Origin of the sequence: Halobacillus halophilus (genome assembly GCF_020171985.1) — a bacterium.
Taxonomy (GTDB): Bacteria; Bacillota; Bacilli; order Bacillales; family Halobacillaceae; genus Halobacillus; species Halobacillus halophilus_A.
This window is the reverse complement of the sequence record NZ_JAIVAL010000009.1, coordinates 84,219-104,242: the sequence shown is the minus strand read 5'-3', so window position 1 is coordinate 104,242 and position 20,024 is coordinate 84,219. Positions and strand designations below refer to the sequence as shown.

19 protein-coding genes are annotated in these 20,024 nt (G+C 41.8%); 15 read left to right on the top strand and 4 right to left on the bottom strand.

The window, feature by feature from the left end; genetic code table 11:
- Positions 1-59: 59 nt before the first annotated feature.
- A complete protein-coding gene (locus tag LCM11_RS14740; RefSeq protein WP_224895037.1) occupies positions 60-275 on the bottom strand; it encodes a spore coat protein in 216 nt (71 codons plus the stop codon).
- Between the two features lie 219 nt (positions 276-494).
- Between LCM11_RS14740 and LCM11_RS14735 the strand changes: the two genes are divergently transcribed.
- The 4 genes from LCM11_RS14735 to LCM11_RS14720 all read left to right on the top strand — a co-directional run bounded on the left by LCM11_RS14735 (position 495) and on the right by LCM11_RS14720 (position 4,320).
- The gene (locus tag LCM11_RS14735; RefSeq protein WP_224895036.1) at positions 495-1,727 is read left to right on the top strand and encodes an SGNH/GDSL hydrolase family protein; all 1,233 of its coding nucleotides are present in this window, start codon (positions 495-497) and stop codon (positions 1,725-1,727) included.
- Between the two features lie 516 nt (positions 1,728-2,243).
- On the top strand, positions 2,244-2,615 hold the full coding sequence (locus LCM11_RS14730) for a VOC family protein (protein WP_224895035.1): 372 nt from the start codon (positions 2,244-2,246) through the stop codon (positions 2,613-2,615).
- Positions 2,616-2,846: 231 nt separating this feature from the next.
- Entirely contained in the window at positions 2,847-3,578 is a 732-nt protein-coding gene (locus LCM11_RS14725) for a ZIP family metal transporter (RefSeq protein ID WP_224895034.1), read from the top strand.
- A 127-nt stretch (positions 3,579-3,705) separates the two neighbouring features.
- Complete coding sequence (locus tag LCM11_RS14720; protein ID WP_224895033.1) at positions 3,706-4,320, top strand: PH domain-containing protein; 615 nt, start codon at positions 3,706-3,708, stop codon at positions 4,318-4,320.
- Between the two features lie 137 nt (positions 4,321-4,457).
- Here LCM11_RS14720 and LCM11_RS14715 read toward each other — a convergent pair whose 3' ends face one another.
- On the bottom strand, positions 4,458-5,297 hold the full coding sequence (locus LCM11_RS14715) for a glycerophosphodiester phosphodiesterase (RefSeq protein ID WP_224895032.1): 840 nt from the start codon (positions 5,295-5,297) through the stop codon (positions 4,458-4,460).
- A gap of 219 nt (positions 5,298-5,516) precedes the next feature.
- Between LCM11_RS14715 and LCM11_RS14710 the strand changes: the two genes are divergently transcribed.
- The 10 genes from LCM11_RS14710 to LCM11_RS14665 all read left to right on the top strand — a co-directional run bounded on the left by LCM11_RS14710 (position 5,517) and on the right by LCM11_RS14665 (position 16,532).
- Complete coding sequence (locus LCM11_RS14710) at positions 5,517-6,605, top strand: FAD-dependent oxidoreductase (protein WP_224895031.1); 1,089 nt, start codon at positions 5,517-5,519, stop codon at positions 6,603-6,605.
- A 171-nt stretch (positions 6,606-6,776) separates the two neighbouring features.
- Complete coding sequence (locus LCM11_RS14705) at positions 6,777-7,544, top strand: IclR family transcriptional regulator (RefSeq protein WP_224895030.1); 768 nt, start codon at positions 6,777-6,779, stop codon at positions 7,542-7,544.
- Between the two features lie 123 nt (positions 7,545-7,667).
- Entirely contained in the window at positions 7,668-8,303 is a 636-nt protein-coding gene (locus LCM11_RS14700) for a bifunctional 4-hydroxy-2-oxoglutarate aldolase/2-dehydro-3-deoxy-phosphogluconate aldolase (RefSeq protein WP_224895029.1), read from the top strand.
- A gap of 11 nt (positions 8,304-8,314) precedes the next feature.
- A complete protein-coding gene (locus LCM11_RS14695) occupies positions 8,315-9,322 on the top strand; it encodes a 2-dehydro-3-deoxygalactonokinase (protein WP_224895028.1) in 1,008 nt (335 codons plus the stop codon).
- The gene (dgoD, locus tag LCM11_RS14690) at positions 9,319-10,467 is read left to right on the top strand and encodes a galactonate dehydratase (RefSeq protein WP_224895027.1); all 1,149 of its coding nucleotides are present in this window, start codon (positions 9,319-9,321) and stop codon (positions 10,465-10,467) included. The genes LCM11_RS14695 and dgoD overlap by 4 nt, the downstream gene beginning before the upstream one ends.
- A 295-nt stretch (positions 10,468-10,762) precedes the next feature.
- Complete coding sequence (gene gntK, locus LCM11_RS14685; RefSeq protein WP_224895026.1) at positions 10,763-12,310, top strand: gluconokinase; 1,548 nt, start codon at positions 10,763-10,765, stop codon at positions 12,308-12,310.
- A gap of 29 nt (positions 12,311-12,339) precedes the next feature.
- Complete coding sequence (locus LCM11_RS14680; protein WP_224895025.1) at positions 12,340-13,692, top strand: GntP family permease; 1,353 nt, start codon at positions 12,340-12,342, stop codon at positions 13,690-13,692.
- Between the two features lie 409 nt (positions 13,693-14,101).
- Positions 14,102-15,079 carry a phosphotriesterase gene (locus LCM11_RS14675; protein ID WP_224895024.1) on the top strand — a complete coding sequence of 326 codons (978 nt, stop codon included), beginning with the start codon at positions 14,102-14,104 and terminating at the stop codon, positions 15,077-15,079.
- 443 nt (positions 15,080-15,522) lie between these two features.
- Positions 15,523-16,089: a TetR/AcrR family transcriptional regulator gene (locus LCM11_RS14670; RefSeq protein WP_224895023.1), complete on the top strand. Its 567-nt coding sequence runs from the start codon at positions 15,523-15,525 to the stop codon at positions 16,087-16,089.
- The gene (locus LCM11_RS14665) at positions 16,086-16,532 is read left to right on the top strand and encodes an OsmC family protein (protein ID WP_412098152.1); all 447 of its coding nucleotides are present in this window, start codon (positions 16,086-16,088) and stop codon (positions 16,530-16,532) included. The genes LCM11_RS14670 and LCM11_RS14665 overlap by 4 nt, the downstream gene beginning before the upstream one ends.
- A gap of 119 nt (positions 16,533-16,651) precedes the next feature.
- Here the strand turns inward: LCM11_RS14665 and LCM11_RS14660 are convergent, their stop codons facing one another.
- Positions 16,652-17,776, bottom strand: coding sequence for an MBL fold metallo-hydrolase (locus tag LCM11_RS14660; protein ID WP_224895021.1), 1,125 nt, complete (start codon positions 17,774-17,776; stop codon positions 16,652-16,654).
- Between the two features lie 24 nt (positions 17,777-17,800).
- A complete protein-coding gene (locus LCM11_RS14655) occupies positions 17,801-18,577 on the bottom strand; it encodes a sulfite exporter TauE/SafE family protein (RefSeq protein WP_224895020.1) in 777 nt (258 codons plus the stop codon).
- Positions 18,578-18,950: 373 nt separating this feature from the next.
- Between LCM11_RS14655 and phnD the strand changes: the two genes are divergently transcribed.
- Complete coding sequence (gene phnD, locus LCM11_RS14650; RefSeq protein WP_224895019.1) at positions 18,951-20,015, top strand: phosphate/phosphite/phosphonate ABC transporter substrate-binding protein; 1,065 nt, start codon at positions 18,951-18,953, stop codon at positions 20,013-20,015.
- Positions 20,016-20,024 lie beyond the last annotated feature (9 nt).

The following is a 20,024-nucleotide window of genomic DNA, read 5'->3' as shown; positions in this document are numbered from 1 at the left end:
ATTTATTTAATAGAAAAAGCTGCCGATTTTGGCAGCTATCTTTAGGGATTTTGAAACTATTATTGTGTATCTTTTTTGTTAGAGTCTATCAATGAGTCCACCTGACTGCTGAGATCATCCACCATATTCTTAATACGTTTCTTTTGCTCGTCTGAAAGTTTTTCTTTTATTTTTTCCTCATTGACGCCATTCTTTCTGAAAATGTCACTAATTAACAAGTCTAGAACCGAAGTTGGAATTGGTTTTGAATGTTTCTTTGAAGAATCTTCACTCATAGTTAATAGCCCTCCTGATAAGAGTTTCGTGCTAATAACATATGCTCTAACTTTCATAAGGAAACCATGCTATTAGCCTTTTTATCCTCTCGACTAAACTCTCTCGGGATAAAAACGTACTAAATCTCGTTGGAAATTCGCTCGTGTGTGAGAATAAATAGCGTAAGTGTTAAAATGTAAAGTCTAGAAAAAAGAGTGCAACTAGAAGGGCGAGTATATATGGGACGTCGGGTTTATGTCTTTTTAGCGGTTATTATGATGATTCTGTGCATTTATATAACAAGAGAGTGGCTTTTCTCAGATGAGCAAGGAGAGTGGGTTGGGGCATGGAGTACAAGTATGCAAGCCCCTTTTACAGATGGAATATCCCAAGAAGGATTTGATAATCAAACCATCCGTTCGATTATTCAACCGCATATTGATGGAAAGAAGATGCGCATACGCTTGTCTAATGAATTTGGATCGTCACCCATCATCATTGACGAGATACAGGTAGCTGTTTCTAAAAATGAAGCAGAGACGATTGCAGGCACGGATCGAAATGTCACATTCGGCGGTGCAGAAAAGATAACGATCCCCCCTGGAGGAAAATTGGTGAGTGATCCCGTTTCACTTAAGGTGAATCGTATGGAAGAACTAGCGGTAAGCATGTTTGTGCGTAAACCTACCGGACCTGCTACATGGCATCCCTTATCCATCCAGGAGACATATATATCAGCATCCGGCAACCACGTTTCTGATTCAAGTGCCTCTGCATTCACGAAAAAAGAAGAGGCCTGGTTCTGGGTGGACGGGGTCGATGTTATGGCAGACTCTTCAGTAAAAGGTTCTATTGTAGTAATGGGCAGTTCCATTGCGAACGGAAACTATTCGACAGTCAACGCTGATCACCGCTGGCCTGATTATTTGGCGCAGCGAATGAATCAGGAATCTGAAAAAAACAAGTTATCTGTATTAAATGCCGGAGTTTCAGGTAATCATTTAATCAACAGCGGCTCAGAAAGAGGAGAAAATGCATTAGCAAGGCTAGAGCGGGATGTGTTTAACGAGACCGCCGTTACGTCTTTGATTTTTCATCAGGGATTAAATGATATCCGGCATTACCCTGAATATGGGCCAGAGAAAATCATTCAACGCATAAAAGAAATTATCCATGCCTCTCATGAAAAAGGGATTAAAATTTATGGCGCTACGTTAACCCCTTATAAAGGTTCAAGTATGTACACGAAAGAAGGAGAAAAGACACGGCAGGCAGTTAATGATTGGATCAGGAACAGTGGGGCTTTTGATGGTATGATCGACTTTGACAAAGCCATGAGGGATCCCAATCATCCTAAGCGTTATCTTCCTGAATATGATTCTGGAGATCATTTGCATCCTAATGATTTAGGCTATAAGAAGATGGCTGAATCGATAGAGCTCTCGATGTTTTTTGAAAATCATCCAGAATAAGCAGTTTTACATGATTCGGGAAAATAACTGATTTAATTTCCCGGGGAATATTTTTTCAACATAATCCGCATTCTTTATTTTAGCTGGACTAATAGACGTTATTTAGGAGAATTTAACATCCACCTCCCAACAGCAAGAGACTAAAGAGAAAGTAAGAGGTTTGTCAGCTCTATATTAGAGCAAGTTGCAAATGACAAGCGCCTTAGATTATGAAGTAGTTGGAAATATTGAAAGCAGCAAAGAAGAAGGAAAAGGCGCAATTAAAGAATTTGAAGTAGATGACAGTCCCTATTATGTAGTATAGGCCGCTGGGCAAAATGAGTACAAAAGCAAGGTTGATGGTTACACTGGAGAAGTTATTGAAGCAGAGAAAGACCAGGATGACTACCACTTATAATTAAAGATGGCCTGTTGAGGTAGTCTTTTTCTTTTTTCTACTTATAGCGTATTATAATAGGAAAGAGTATAGCCTTAGTTGGAATTTCGTTATTATATAAGGAAAGGAGAATAGATTATATGTATAAAGGTATTCATCACGTTTCTTTGCTAGTTACAGATATTGAACGAGCCAAACATTTTTACGGTGAGGTGTTAGGATTCGAAGAGAGCAGCAAGCGTCCAGACTTTGGATTTCCCGGCGCGTGGTATCAGGTGGGAGAAACTCAGATTCATCTAATTGTACATAATGAGGGGAAAACTCTACGTGGGACAACAGAAATTGATTCTAGGGATGGTCATTTTGCCGTAAGGGTAAAGGACATAGAAGCTTTCCTTAAAAGAATGGAAACTTATGGAGTCGAAATATTAAATAAACCTCATAATAAAACGGACTGGCACCAAGTATATATTTGCGACCCTGACGGAAACGTAATTGAATTCAACAAGTAGCCATCCGTGTGAGAGGTCTCCCTGGTAATAAGGGAGTGCGTGATCAATCAGAGCGTTCTTGGATCAAAAAAATAATACATGTGTAAGAGAGATTCCACGATTTTGGGGAATCTCTCTTTTAGGTTCAATCCCCCTTTTTCTTCTATTGCATAAGCTTGTTAGGCCTGTACATATAGTGATTAAGAACACTAAAGTCTGACTGTTCCAGCAAAGCCAAGGGGGGGGACGGCTATGGATTCTAATATTATGGTAATGATTGCTTCAGCTTTAGCCACCGTACTGGGGGCTATCCCGGTATTGTTTATTCGCAACATTTCCCACAGAAGAATGGATATAATATTAGCTTATACGGCAGGGGTAATGATGGCGGCTTCAACTTATGGTTTAATCCCTGCTTCTTTAAAACTTACGAACTTATACATTCTTGGGATTGGAGTGTTGACTGGAGCTCTCATATTAAATATGCTTGAATATTTTATTCCCCATACCGACATGGATCATGAAAGGGAGGATATTATTCTTTCTTCTCAATCATGGATGTTAATTGTGGCAATGACCTTACACAATATTCCAGAAGGGCTGTCAGTAGGGGCGAGTCTAGCCAGTGAAATAGAAAATCTTGGTCTTGTAGTTGCGTTGTCCATGGCTCTTCAAAACGCACCAGAAGGGTTCCTGGTAGCCATATTCTTAGTTAATCAACGAGTTTCAAAGGCTATAGCCATCACGTTTGCGATGGCCACAGGGATTATGGAGTGTCTGGCAGGGTTTGCGGGGCTTTATCTAGTTCAAATTGCCTTATTCCTTGTGCCTTATGGACTGGCATTTGCTGCAGGCGCCATGTTGTTCATTGTTTATAAAGAACTTATTCCTGAAAGTCACGGACATGGATATGAGCGCTTGGCGACGTTTTCGTTCCTGCTTGGCCTGCTTAGTATGATTGGATTAGTTGAGTGGTTCAGATAGTCAGATAATCAAGGGTCTGAAAAAAACGGGAGATTCGCTTCAATAGAAGAAGGAAAGTTATCCTTTTTGTCGAAATAAAGCAGGTGAATAGTTGTTTCAAATTTAATGAATGAAAGGGGAGGTTCTATTGTTCAAGAAGCTGGCTAGTGATGCATTAGGATTAAGTGATATAGGTAAAATTATTAAAAAAGAAGATTTTGATAAAACACAGTCGGATGACTTTGTGCTTACAGAGGATGGGGAGAAAATTTTCTTCCTCATTAAATCAAAATCGGACGAGTATTGCTTTACAAACAGAGCGCTCATCCATTTGGATGGAGAAAAGGCGTCCAGCAGTAAACGCAATATTTTAAGGTATGAGTATTATCAGCATCATGTCAGTAACCCCTCGATTGAAACGGCTGGTACCATCGATCTGGATTTAGAAATTAAATTCACGATGGGAAATAAAGTTTTCAGTATTGATATTGCTAAGGATGAGGGCGAAGCGATCGCTGATTTATATAAATCGCTGGTAGCAATTTCCCATATCCAGGAAGAAAACCGCCTTTATTCGGATTTTGCCAGAGATAGTATCGGGGCAGCAACTAGTTTAATTAAAGATAACCGTTTCCATGATAATGATATCTCAAGGGAATTTGAACAGGCTGCGAACTTTGCTTACGGATGGTATGAAAAAAAATACCGTGAAAACACGCAAAAGGACTTCAAAGAGGTATTTGAAAAATACATTCATAATTAGAAAAAGTCTTTAAATGTCCTAATTACCTTGAATAAATACAGGGAATTTCCGATTTGGAAATTCCCTGTTTTATTTAAGATTGAAACTGGTCTGTTTCACTTTTGGAACAAAGACCTGATTCTATCAACTATTCATAATTATTGCTTATGGGGGTCCACATAGTCAGGGTAGTCTGTGATAATGCCGTCCACTCCAGCGTTCAGTAAGTATTGTGCGGCTACACGATCTCTTACCGTGTAGGGATGGGTTTCTAACCCGTAAGCATGTATGCGGTCAACCAGTTCAGAATCAATCATCGCTTTGTTTGGATTTACATATTGAGCATAAGCGGCAAAGTTCTCTAACTGCCGATCAGAAATGCCGTTTTCACTGTATCCTACAAGCACTCCAACGGGTACACCTGGAAGAATGGAATGGAAGTTTTTAACGGATTCATGATTAAAGGACTGAACAATAATTTTATTATTATTTGGTTTGTCCATATTTCTAGCTTCTAAAGCGTCAGCTACTTTTTGTTCAATTCCAGGATAAAGAGAGGGTGATTTAATTTCAATCAGAATGGCGATTTTACCTCTGTATTCATCCAATACTTCTCCAAGCTTTGGGATTTTTTCTCCTTCAAATTTTTCACTAAACCAGCTTCCTGCGTCAAGTTCTTGTAATTCATCATACGTTAGGTCCTTCACTTTTCCAGCCCCATCGGTGGTTCGATCCACTTTAGTGTCATGAATAACAACTAATTCCCCGTCTTTACTCATCTGTACATCAAGCTCAAACATATCCGCCTTCATCTCAAAAGCTTGTTCAAAGGCTGCCATAGTATTTTCCGGAGCATATCCAGATGCACCTCGGTGCGCAATGTTCAGTACCTTATTGCTTTTCGATCCCGACTCTTCAGCAGCTACCTGTACTCCTGACCCAATAAACACCATGGCCGTAAGTCCCAACAACAACACAATTGATGCTAATTTTTTCATAGTACCTCTCCCTTCCATGTTTTCGCTTTTAATTGTATTGGAGTAATATTATGGAAGTTATAATGGAGGGTTTATTTTTCATTACAATAAAGAGGACTTAAATCCTGTATATTTTATGACTGTGGGTCTAATGAACTCCATAGGTTTAGAATAATGTTCGTATAGGATAAAGAGATTGAATTATACTAAGATAATCAAGAAATTTGGAGGAGTCGGCATATGAACATAGCAATTATGGGATCCGGTCTAGCCGGACTTTCGTGTGCATTAACCCTTGAGAAGTATGGTTATCAAGCGGATATATTTGAAAGACGGGAAGAGGTAGGGGATCGATTTGTCATAGCAGAAGCTATGTTTTCCATGTTTCACACGCCTTATGATGACGCGATTAAGTATCTATCAGAGACACATGATCTTCACTTAAAGCCTTCAAGTAACATACAAAAACTCAACATTTATTCAAAAAATGAATACTCCTTTATTCAGGGACATCTGGGGTTCACTAATATGCGAGGGAAACATCCGGATTCTTTCGAGAAGCAAATGGAAAGTCAGCTTAAAGGGAAAATTAAGTACAATCAAAATGTTACGTATGAGGAACTGTCCAAAGAGTACACGCATATTGTTTTAGCCACAGGAGATCCCCTGGATACGAAGAAGCTTCAGGCTTATGATGTTGCTTTTAAAGCAAGTTTTAAAGGAGCGACGATCAAGGGGGACTTTAACCAGACAGAGGCCCATGCTTTTTTTAATAATGATTATGCACCTAAAGGAATGGCCTATTTGCTGCCTCACTCAGATTGTGAAGCCTCTCTTGTACTGGTCTACCCACAATACCCTGAGAATGAGCATTTAGATAAAGACGAGCTGTGGAAGATGTGTCTGGAAAATGTCTACAGGCGGTTGGATCAGGATTTTACGATTATCAATGAATACTCTTTAAAAGATTATCGCATAGGAAAGTCCCAAACCGATCGAATTGGGAATACATTTTTTATCGGGAATTGCTGGGGGTCTATTACGCCTGTATTTGGCTTTGGGCAATTTGAATCGATCCTCACGGGGATCTATGCCGCACATGATATTGCAGGTGTTGGGGATTATACTAAGCTTGTTAAGCCGCTTTCTCAGAGTTACCACGACTCACTTACCTTGCGTAGAACTATAGAGAAGTTTGATAATAATCAACTGGATTTGATTACGAAGTCGGTCAATATTCAGTTAATTGAGAGTTTGATTACGAACAAAAATTTAAATTTATTAAAGATTGTGAGCCGCATCATTCATCCATTTAGTCGAAAAGCATAGCACACCTCTTCCCCATACCCCTCTCCTAAGAATGCATCAGTTTATTCCGATTTTATCTGGGAAAAAGGACTGATGCTTGTTTAGTTGTGTAAGTGGAATCCACAAATAATAAGTCCCAGAGGGGGCTTTGATTATGATAAGCTAAATGAAGATAGAGGAGGTTGAAAAAGAATGAGTGATCGAACAGTATCCACCGTACAATCTGTTGACCGGGCGTTATCTATTCTTCAGTTGTTACAGGAAAATGCGGAGGGGATGGGAGTTACAGAGATTGCTCATCATTTAGATGTAGCAAAAAGCACGGTCCATAGATTGCTGGCATCATTAAAACAAAAAGGGTATGTAAGACAAGATGACATGCTTGAGAAGTACCGTCTGGGATTAAAACTGCTGGAACTTGGTGAGACCGTCTCTGAAAACATGGACATTCGAAAAACGGCAAATCCTTATTTAGTTAAGCTCGCACAGAAGACAGGTGAGACTATCCACCTGGGGATAAGAGAAGGGGCAGAAGTCATCTATGTGGATAAAGTAGAGAGGTATGCACCAATTCGTATGTACTCTTCTGTTGGTAAGCGGGCCCCTTTATATTGCACGGGCATTGGAAAAGCTCTGCTCGCTTTTGCTTCCAAAGAAGCAGGCGATCATCTATTGAGTACTCTCACATTGAAGAAATATACGCCCCATACTGTTACGGATAAGGATGAGTTGAATAAGCAACTGGGTCACATACGTGAACGAGGTTACTCGATAGATAATGAAGAACATGAAGAGGGAATCCGTTGTACGGCATCACCCATTTGGAATCATCGCGGCGAAGCGATAGCGGCCATTAGCGTGGCAGGTTCAACTTCAAGGATGACAGAAGAAAAAGTTAAATCTTGTACGGGGAGTCTCTTACACACCGCACTTGAGATTTCACGCAGTCTGGGGTATTGAAAAAGAGAAAGATAGTTGACAAAGACAACTGGAATACTTTAGTTTTCAAGTAGTTGATTTTTTTATAATTATATTTTGGAACAGCGTTCCGTTATAAGGAACGAGGTGAAGGGAGAGGCGTTAATGAAAGTACTTGAAATGATCGAAAAGGAAAAACTGGTTGCCATTTTAAGGCTGCAAAATACCAAATCTCTAAAGTCTATAGTGAGTAGCTTATATGATGGCGGGATTCGTATTCTTGAAATAACGATGAATACACCACATGCTCTGGAAACCATTCAACAAGTGAAGACGCAATATCCTGATATGGTCGTGGGAGCAGGGACTGTACTTGATGGCAGCTCGGCCCGCGAAGCCATTCACGCAGGTGCAGATTTCATGCTGGCGCCGACGCTGAAGGAAGAAACCATTCAGACTGGAAACCGTTACGGCATCCCAGTGATTCCAGGAGTTTTCACACCAACCGAAGTTTTAACGGCTTACGAGTATGGGGCATCCCTGGTAAAGGTTTTCCCTGCAACTCAGGTGAATGCTCGTTACCTAAAGGATTTAAAAGGTCCTATGCCATTCATTAATGGAATGGCGGTCGGAGGAATTTCATCATCAAATCTAGACGAGTACTTGAATAAGGGCTGGCACTCCGTTGGACTGGGAAGTGCTCTGGTTCATCCAACGTGGGTGGAACAAGAAGAGTTTAATAAAATTGAAGAAGCGGCGAGAGAGCTTGTGGCCATTCGAGATCAAGTCTTCAAAGATTGAGGAGGGATGTTATGGCGAAAATAATCATCGATTGCGGAACGACCAATTCGCGTCTGCGCCTGGCAGCAGGAGAAGAAGGTCAGTTGACCGATGTTCTTAAAATAGAAGCCGGTATCCGAAATACGGCAATGGATGGAAATACAGATCGTCTAAAATCGTACTTACAGGAAGGGATCCGGTCCCTGGTCGAACGTAATGGATTAGAACTGTCAGATGTGGATTATATGGCGGCTTCGGGCATGATCACATCTAATATCGGCCTCTTCGAAGTCCCCCATGTAACTGGACCTGCAGGAGTGAAAGATTTAGCTGCTCAAGCAAAAATGATCAGGCTTGAAGAATTTTTTCATATTCCATGCTTGTTTATTCCTGGTATGAAAAGTACCAGTCTTGAAGGAACGGCAGAAAGTGGTTCGATAGATGAGTATGATGTGATGCGCGGGGAAGAGGTGGAATCGATCGGACTTTGGAACCAGCAGCGGCCGCATGGTGAAGGGTTAATGGTTCTGCCAGGGTCGCATACGAAATTCGTATTTGTCGCAGAGGATGGGACCCTAAAAAAAAGTTACACCACACTAGCTGGTGAACTTTTGAAAGCGGTTCAATCCGAAACGATTCTGTCCGATTCGCTTAAGGAGGAGTTGATTGAGTCTTTCATCTCTGATTACTTTGATGAAGGGTTTACATCGTGTGAGAAAGTCGGAGTCACTCGGGCTTTGTTCCACGTTCGCCTTTTGGATCTGCAAGGGAAAGTTAATGCCAATGAACGAGCCAACTATATGGCTGGCGTCCTTTTTCATGAAGATTGGAAAGCTATTAAACTTGCACTCTCAAAGCTGGATAGACTTGATTGGGTTATGGTTGGAGGTTCCAGTCCGCTCAGAGACCTGTTTGTTTATCTACTGCAAAAGCTTGAGCAGGACTGGAACATCCATGAACTGGATGAAAAAAGCAGTGATATGGCCACGTTTCATGGAGCACTGGAAGTTATAAAAGCTTATAAGGAGGAAGAGATATGAAAATTAGAAGTTATGAACTATTTCAAGTACCGCCAAGGTGGTTATTCTTAAAAATTGAAACGGATGAAGGGATTGCCGGATGGGGAGAACCGGTGATTGAAGGAAGAGCCCACACGGTAAAGGCAGCCGTTGAAGAACTGATGGAGAATTTGATCGGTAAGGATCCTTTCCGCATTGAGGACCACTGGAATATGCTTTACCGTTCTGGTTTTTACCGGGGAGGCCCTATTCTGATGAGTGCTCTTTCCGGAATTGACCAGGCGTTGTGGGATATTAAAGGGAAATATTACAATGCTCCTATCTATCAATTGCTAGGAGGAGCATGTCGTGACTCTATCAAAATATATTCGTGGATTGGCGGCGACCGGCCATCTGACGTAGGCCAGGCAGCCAAGGAAGCAGTAGACACGGGATTTCAGGCCATCAAAATGAATGGAACGGAAGAAGTACAATATCTTGATTCATATGAAAAAATTGATCAGACGGTGGAACGCGTAGCATCCGTACGTGAAGCGGTTGGAAAAGGAGTAGGGATAGGAATCGATTTCCACGGGCGTGTTCATAAACCTATGGCTAAAGTACTGGCCAAAGAACTGGAACCATATCGCCCTATGTTCCTTGAAGAACCTGTACTTGCAGAGAATAATGAAGGATTGAGAGAAATAGCTCAGCATACCCATATTCCTATTGCTACTGGTGAACGAATGTTTTCTCGCTGGGAGTTTAAGAATCTATTATCCGATGGTTATGTGGATGTGATCCAGCCGGATATCTCTCATGCCGGAGGAATTACAGAAACCAAGAAAATTGCTTCGATGGCCGAGGCGTATGATGTAGCGTTGGCTCCCCACTGTCCACTTGGACCTATCGCTCTTGCTTCCTGTCTGCACGTGGACGCAACTGCTCATAATGCGACCATCCAGGAGCAGAGCCTGGGGATTCATTACAATAAAGATAATGACCTGCTGGATTATATTAAGGACCGCAGCGTTTTCGATTATGAAAATGGGTTTGTGAAAATTCCTCAAGGTCCAGGACTTGGTATAGAGATTGATGAAGAATATGTACGTGAGCGAGCCAAAGAAGGACATGATTGGCACAATCCAATCTGGCGTCACGATGACAACAGCATTGCTGAATGGTAAGGCGAAGAGGAAAGCTCCATTATGAGAGCTTTCCTCTTTCTATGAAAAATTCTTTGTTCCTGCTGGTATTGGATGAAAATCCTTATTATGGGAGTGAAAGCAGGAGATCAAGTCGGATTATATGAAAATTAGTTTCATAAACAGGGTTGAATTGAAAAAAATTTTATGTATAATCATTAGTGAAAGAAAAAAATTTCGTTAGCAAATTCAGCTTTAAAAAGATATTTTTTTCTGCGAATTGAAAGCGGTTACCGTTTAACTTATCAATCTAGCATAGGTCGTGGAGGAAAATGATATGAAAAGAGAACTTATTGTCGCCATCGATATTGGTACAACCAGTACGAAAACATTAGCTTACGATCAGGAAGGTCGTATATATGCGGAGGTAGAAAAAGAGTATCCTCTCTATTCTCCTGAAGCGGATCGCAAAGAACAGGATCCCGATGAAATCTATGAGGCTGTTACTTATACACTGACAGAGGTTTCAAGCACGGTTAAGCAAAAAGGCAGAGAGATTGCAGCTGTCAGTTTCAGCGCAGCTATGCACAGCCTTTTGGCTGTAGACAAAGATGGGCGTTTGCTGACTAACGCTCTTACATGGGCTGATCAGCGTTCAGTTAAAGAAGCGGAAGAACTGAAAGCAGGCAGAGGACATGACATTTACTTGCGCACGGGAACTCCGGTTCACCCGATGTCTCCACTTACAAAATTGGTTTGGATGAAACGGCATGAACCTGAACTGTTTTCTAAGACATATAAATGGATTTCCCTTAAGGAATATGTTTTCTACAAGTTATTTAACCGTTTCGTTGTCGATCATTCCATTGCTTCAGCAACAGGGCTCTTTAACTTAAAGGAAATGACTTGGGATGAAGAAGCGCTGGAAACAGCAGGAGTGTCAGCAGAGCAGCTCTCTGAACCTGTTCCTACGACAGAAATTATTCGCGGACTTTCCAGTAAAGATGCGGAAGCATTAGGCCTTGACTCAGAAACACCTTTTGTAATCGGTGCAAGTGATGGAGTACTCGCTAATATAGGGGTTGGGGCGATTACGCCAGGCTCAATCGCCTGTACGGTAGGAACAAGCGGAGCAATTCGAACAGTGGTGTCTGAGCCAGCTGTTGACCCCAAGGGCAGAACGTTCTGCTACGCGCTTACAGAAGATCAATGGGTTATTGGCGGACCGATTAATAACGGGGGGATTTCATTCCGCTGGGTACGCGACCAATTGTTCCCGGATTTACAGGAAAAAGCAGCCGCCAATGGTGAGAGTGCTTACGATGAATTAACAAGACGCGCTTCCAGTGTGAGTGCCGGGTCAGGCGGATTGTTGTTCTTACCTTATTTAACAGGAGAGCGCGCTCCGTTCTGGGACGCAGACACGAAAGGTGTTTTCTTCGGATTGACGCTTGATCATGGAAGAGACCATATGATTCGCAGTGTTCTTGAAGGCGTCATGTTCCAAATGTATTCTGTAGCCCTGGCGCTGACAGAAGCCGGTGTGGAACCGGTAGAATACCGCGCAGGCGGTGGGTTTGCACGCTCTGAATTGTGGCGCCAAATCATGACGGACATGTTTGAAACGGACATGATTATTCCAGAGAGTCATCAGGGATCATGCTTAGGAGCCGCTTGGCTTGCGATGAAGTCTTTAAACTGGATTGATGATCTCTCAAGTATCCAGAACATACTTCAAACGACAGTGAAGCACACACCGATTGAAGAGAATGTTCACACGTATCGCCTATTGAAACCAATTTATTTAAGATTAGCCCGGAAACTTCCAGATGAATTCAGTGCTATTTCAGACGTTCAGCGTGAGCTGATGGAACATAATCAATAATGATTAATTAAAGAGAGGAGAAGATTATAATGGAATCGACAGCGGGGTTAGTGATTGTAGCCGTATTAGCGGTTGTGGCCTTATTATTCTTAGTTATGAAAACCAAGCTTCAAGCCTTTGTAGCATTGCTTACTGTCAGTATTTTAGTTGGTTTGGCCGTAGGGATGAAGCCTGGAGATATTATTACAACGATTGAAGATGGAATGGGAGGTACCCTGGGGTACGTAGCCGTGATTATCGGTCTGGGTGCCATGTTTGGTGAGATCCTTCGTGTTTCAGGGGGAGCGGAACGACTAGCTCTTACGTTAATTGATAAATTTGGAGAGAAGAACATTAGCTGGGCCCTTGGCTTAACTGGTTTTATCGTATCGATTCCGGTTTTCCTTGATGTTGCGCTCGTTATCTTAGTTCCAATGCTTTATAGTTTGACACAGCGTACGAAGAAATCTTTATTGTACTTCGGTATTCCATTACTTGCGGGGCTTGCAGTTACGCATAGTTTCATCCCGCCGACTCCTGGTCCGATCGCCGTAGCTTCCTTGCTTGATGCAGACCTGGGCTGGGTCATCCTATTCGGTTTCCTGGCTGGTATTCCGGCTATGATTCTTGCAGGACCTGTTTTCGGTAAGTATATTTCCAATAAGATTCACGTTGGAGTTCCGGACTACATGCTTGAACAAGTAAAAAATGTGGATTACGATCAAAAGAACCTTCCTAGCTTCGGAAGCGTTGTAGCGATCATTACCCTTCCTCTTGTATTAATTCTAGTTAATACGTTGTCAGATCTAGTACTGGCTGATGGAAGTACGGCACAGAGCATTCTTACATTCTTGGGTCACCCATTTGTTGCCTTAACGATAGCGGCGTTACTTACGTTCTACATTTTCGGAATTAAACGTGGTTATTCTAAGGAACAAGTGCAGGAAATTACGACAAAAGCTCTTGAACCGGCCGGTATTATTATCCTGGTAACTGGTGCCGGTGGCGTATTTGGTGAAATGCTCATTCAATCTGGAATTGGAGATATTCTTGCCAATGCCATGGAGCAGACGCAGATGCCAATCCTTGTATTTGCTTTCCTTACAGCTACAGTTGTACGTGTCGCACAAGGTTCTGCTACCGTTTCTATGATTACAGCGGCTGGACTTGTTTCTCCACTACTTGATAGCTTTGATGTAAGTGAACCTATGCTCGGCTTACTGGTTATTGCTATTGCATCCGGTGCTACCGTGGTTTCTCACGTTAACGATTCTGGTTTCTGGCTCGTCAACCGTTATTTCGGGCTGACTGAAAAAGAAACACTTCAATCCTGGACGGTTATGGAAACGATTATCGGTCTTGTAGGATTTGGTGTTGCATTGATCTTGAGCATCTTTGTATAAAAACTATGAAGAGACTTCCTTTATCGGGAGTCTCTTTTTTTGCGTTTTGTCTCATTAATCTCCATATTAATTTTATTACAGTTAAGCTTCCGTTTGTTGAAGGCTTGATTTTGAGACTTTTATGAGGATTTGGTTCTGCGGGGGACGATTTCACTTTTCTGTCCTGCACGACGCAGGGGCGATACGTCTTTGATAAAAGACTACCAATAACTTTTGACATTGCTTTGTTTTTTAATAGGGCACGTTCCTGTAAACGAATTCTATTAACAATCCATTGAATTTTCAGAAAACTATAGATATAGTAAATGTATTGAAGCCGTTTCACTATAAAAAAAGAAATGGTTTTTATATTAGCTAACTACATACTATCCAGTTAGTATATGAACAAATTCCGGAGGTGGATGATTACATGGGAATGGTAGAAACTGTACTTGGCCCGGTGGACACAGAGAAGTTAGGAAAAACATTGATTCATGAACATTTCTATTTCGGTTATCCAGGGTTTCAGGGTGATATGACACTCGGAGGGTTTGACTTTGAAGAGAAAAAGCAGCAGGGCATACAAATTGCTGAAATGATCCAGCAGCAGGGCGTGGAAACAGTGGTGGACCCCACACCTAATGAGTGTGGACGTGACGTTCGGCTGCTTCAAGCTGTTTCGGAAGCAACCGGCCTGAATATTATTTGTGCAACCGGCTTTTATTATGAAGGAGAAGGAGCAACCCCATATTTTAAGTTCCGCCAGCAGCTGGGAACAGCAGAAGAAGAAATTTATGAAATGTTCATGGAAGAGATTACGCATGGAATTGAAGGCACAGGTATTAAACCTGGGATTATTAAACTTGCCTCCAGCAAAAACGAAATTACATCTTATGAAAGTATGTTTTTTCGAGCAGCGGTAAGAGCGCAGAAAGAGACAGGTATTGTTCTTTTAACACATACTCAGGAGGGAACAATGGGGCCTGAGCAGGCAGCTTTTCTAATCGAAGAGGGGGCGGATCCTTCAAAAGTTGTGATTGGCCATATGTGTGGAGCCACCGATATCAATCAGCACTTACAGGTACTCAATCAGGGAGTTTATATGGCGATGGACCGATGGGGATTACAGGGGATTGTAGGAGCACCTATGGATGAAGAGAGGAAAGCTGTCCTCGCAGGTTTGCTTGCTTTAGGTTATGAAAAGCAATTGTTCCTTTCCCATGATACGGTCAATATATGGTGGGGACGTCCTCCTGTTTTACCTGACCAGCTTGTGAATTTACTTCAGAACTGGCAGCCTGATCACTTATTTAAACGAGTATTGCCAGAGCTTAAAGAAAAAGATGCGGTAAAGGAAGAACAGCTGGCGCAAATCTTTATTTCAAATAGCTCTCGTTTGTTTTCATAAGCGATGAAGATGAATCCGGGAAGGCTGATGCTCATTCTACTATACAATTAAAGGTATAAAAGCACATTCGATTGGTTGAGTATTGAATGTGCTTTCTATTCATATACGAATGATACTCCTGCTAGTTTTATCCTTACTTATCTCGCTTGAGTAAAAAACAATAGGGACTGTGCTTCTGCTTGAGATAGTGAATATCGTAAGCAGAATTATATGATCGTCTATTCTTTTTGAATTCAAAATACCTGAATGTTATAGTTGTTTTGTACCAACCGGTTGGTTTTGAGATTTTATCGTATTGGGGAATACAGATAAGTGATTTGAACGTCAGGGCAATTCACCTAACAAATGGCTGCTTATATGTTACTTCCTAATAGAAGGAATAAGATATACGGTCGTGTTTCTGTAGCGGCCAGAAGGTATAATCATACAGATTGGGTGATATTGTGAGTGAAAAGAAGAGAGAAATCATTAGCGCTGCAGCTGAGTTAATCCACACAAAAGGGTATGAGGCTACAAAGTTGAGTGATATTATGCAGGCTTCCGATATAGGAAAAGGTCAGTTCTATCACTATTTCTCTTCAAAAAGAGAGTTAGGTTTAACAATTGTGGATTATTACGCTGACATGTGGGATCGGGAATTAATTCAAGGCGTTTTCCACTCTTCTTTTTCTGCAGAAAAGAAGATGGATAACATGTTGGAATGGGCGGTGAATTATCATGCGAGCGCTCAAGCACTCAGTGGATGCCCCTTTGGAAACCTGGCTATTGAAATGAGTGAACATGATGAAGAGTTTCGTCTTAAGATCAATAATCTGATCGATCAATGGATTAATCAACTTGCTCACGTAATGAAAGATTTACGTGGTGAAGATCAGGCTTTACAGCATGCTCGTGTTGTGGTTGCTCAAATTGAAGGTGGAATTTTGTTAATGAAAAATTATCAGGACATTTCCATCTTAAAAGATATTATTGCTATGATTCGATTAAACTACCTAGATAAAGGAGAATGATTCAATTGGCTAGAATGAATGAAAAAATATCAGCAGTGGCAAAAGGCATGAACACGAAAAGTACAGCTCGCGATCACCATATCGTAATTGATGAGCCGGCAAAAATGGGTGGAAGCGACGAAGGGGCCAATCCTCTTGAGACATTGCTTGCTTCCCTGGCTGGCTGTGAGAATGCCGTAGCCAACTTTGTGGCTAAGGAAATGGATTTTGATCTTCAGGGCATTGATTTTGAGATCAATGGAGAATTGGATTCCCGCGGAATGATGGGGGAAAAAGGTGTACGTCCTTACTTCCAGAAAGTTACGGTAAATGCTACAGTGCACACGAGTGAATCAGAAGAGCGCGTGAAAGAATTACAGGAAACGGTAGACTCCCGCTGCCCTGTATATACCACACTAGAAGCAGCAGACGTTGAACTCACACCAAATTGGGTTAAAGCATAATTGCAGTTAAAAAAGCTGGAGCAGAAGGGAGTACCTTCTGCTCCAGCTTTTTTAGTATTTGACTTAGCAGCGTCACTATCTTTTTCAAGTTGCACCGCTGTGGCAGTCAATGTCTCCAATTATACTGCACAGCGGTTTGGACCAACTTCCATTTCGCGTTTTTCGTCCTGATCGGGATCTTTTTGACCCATATTTATTTGGCGGATTTCTTCATGACTATTGGGCTGTGGAGGCAGACCATCCGTAACGAGGTGTCTGAACTCCTCCTCGTCTTCTACATTTAAACGGTCATTATGCTCATATAGCTCGGCAAGCTTCGCCTGAACGGTGCCGTTTTGATTGATTTCCTTCATAGCACCGAAGTGAGCCGGCAGTACCGTTAAGTCCTGAGAGAGAAGCTGATAACGATCATAAAGTGTTTTACGCAGGTCGTCCACCCAGTCATCGGCTTTTCCAGCCAGATCCGGACGGCCGATAGAGTCTAAGAACAGAATATCACCTGTGAGCAAGTACTGATTATCTACAATAAAGCTTGTACTTCCAATCGTGTGACCTGGTGAATAAAAGGCAGAGATTTTAGCCGTACCGCCCACGGTAATCTCGGTCCCGTCTTCGAGTTTATTATAATTGAACGTTAATCCTTCGTCATCTTTAGGCGGGAAGTAATAATCGGCTTTTGTTTGATCAGCTAATGATTTTCCGCCTGAGATGTGGTCGGCATGTAGATGGGTGTCCAGTACATATTTAATCGATACACCTTTTTCATCCGCAAAATTCTTATAAACGTCTGTCATACGGACAGCATCCACTATGGCTGCTTCCCCATTGGAAATAACCATGTAGGACAGGCAGCCTTTACCAAGGCGAAGGAATTGATAAAGTTCGCCTCCTTCAGAAAGATCCCCAATTTTCATAGGTTCTAAATGTTCGCTCCAGGCCGTCATACCACCTTCCACGTAGGTGACATTCGTGACTCCAGCCTCTTCCAGCATTTCCACACCTTTTTGGGAAGAAATTCCTTTTGCGCAAACTACATAGATGGTCTGGTCCTCAGGAAGTTGCTCTTTTACAGAAGATGGATCTTTCTCCAGCTGTTTATAAGGGACGTTAAGACTGCTGACATTCTCGCCTTCAATGGCCCAATCATTGAAATCTTCTTCTTTCCTAATATCAAGAATGAATACTTCATTATTTGAGAGAATTTTTTGTGCCAATTGTTTTGCTGTTAATGGTTGTAATGCCATAATTACCCCTCCAATTTAAAATCGTTAGAATAAAATATCTGACCATACTTTAATAGCTGTGCCTGCAATTAATATTGCTAAAATCCATTGCAGTACTTTTGTGTTCGTGTTTTGTCCTGCTTTAGCTCCAAGCTGGGAGGTGAGGATACTTGCAATGGCAATGACGGCTGCAGGCAAGAGTGGAACATCTCCAGAAAAAAGCTTACCTGTTACCGATCCTACTGAGGAAATGAATGTTATGGCCAAGGAAGAAGCAATCGTGATTCGCGTCGGTATTCGAAGCACAACGAGCATGATAGGGACAAGTAAGAACGCTCCGCCTGCTCCTACAATACCGGCACCTATTCCGACAATAAAGGAAGAACCAGAAGCAATCCATTTATTGAATGAGATATCTTCCGACTGCTCGTTACTGGCCTTGGCAGGGATGAACATCATAACGACTGCTATCAAAGCTAATATAGCATAGATCAAGTTGATGATGTGTTCGGAAAGATACTTTGCTCCAAAGCCGCCGATCAGACTGCCGATTAAAACAGCCATTCCCATATATAAAATCAGCGGCTTATAGAGTTGATTTCCCTTCCGATAACCGAGAGTCCCTCCAAAAGAAGCGGCTAATACTTGGACAGCTACAACGCCGGCCGCTTCATGGGCGCTGAATCCGCTAAACCCAAGCAAGGGCGGGATATAGAGAAGCATTGGATAATTAACAATAGCTCCTCCTATACCAACAAGTCCAGATAGGAAGGAACCTGCCAAACCAATAATAAAGATCGTGATTAAAAAGGCCGTACTCATAACAATCATCACCTCACCCAGCATAGCTTACATTTGTTAATTCACTTATCCCCTCACATAATACGGGTACCACCGCAGGTATTTAATTAAACGAAAAAATTAAAATGAGAATAGCAAGTTTTTATTAAATCCCTTTATTTACCACCTCAGGTCATCCATAAAAAGGAAAACGTTCTCTTCTTTCCTTCTTTCTCGAATCTTTGCTGTTTAGTATTTGCACCTGCTCTTAATTTACAACTAGTCAATATACTCTTAATACAAAACTGTGTTTTCTTAATAGTTCATTGACCTTCTTTCCCTATAGTATGAATTGTCCCAGCGAAAGTTGGATTTTCGTCGAGGATAATCATTTAATTTTATGGGGGATTCGAAAATGAAGAAATTGTTCTTATCGGTTTTGACACTTATGTTTTTAACACTCGTCGGGTGTGCTTCTTCTGAAACTAGTGGAGAGGGTACGTCAGGGTCTGATTCAAATTCTGGTTCTGGATCTGGTGACGATACAATAACGATTGCCTGGTACCCAAATGAATCAGGCGGGGATTTGAAAGAAGCACGTCAGAGTATCGGTAAAATGGTGGAAGACGCAACAGGGAAGAAAGTCGAACACAAAACAACCACTGATTATATTATCGCAATTGAAGCGATAGCTAATGGGAATGCAGATGTAGCTTATATGGGCGCTCAAGGATATATTGAAGCACACAAAAAAAATGAAAATGTGAAGCCTCTTGCTGTTTCAAGCGGGGAATCCGGTACTCTGGAAGATGCTCAATATTACAGCTGGCTAGCCGTTAAGGAAGGCAACATGAACAAGTACAAAAATGGAGAAGAGTTCTCTATTAACAATATCGCAGGAAAAAGTTTCTCCTTCGTATCTCAAAGTTCAACGTCCGGATTCAAAGTTCCTTCTGCTGGAATTGTTTCTCACTTCAGTGAAATGGATAAATACAGTGATCTAACCCAGAAAGATCTTTTGAAAGGCGGCGAATTCTTCAGCCAAGTACAGTTTGGCGGTTCACACCAGGGTTCTGCTGTTAATCTGATTACGGATAAAACAGAAGTAGCCGCATTCTGCGATGTATGTGTAGGCAACTATGTAGAAAATGTAGAAGGTGAGCATAACCGCCCGGGCGCTGTGTACAGCGTAGCGGAAGATGCAGCCGAACCATTTAGTCAGCTTGCGGGCGAGAAGTTCGGTCTGATCTCCGTAACTCCTGTTCTAAATGCTCCTTTTGCCATGAACACTAACACAATGAGCGAAGATACACAGAAAACGCTGGTTGATGCTTTCACATCCGATGAAACGGCCAATAATAAAGAAATCTTTGTACCAGAAGACAGCAGTGACAATGCATTGTTCTTCACCACTGGGAAAGAACGCTTTGTAAAAGTGGACAATTCTTGGTTTGACCCGATCCGTGAACTTTCTAAATAAGAAAGACTG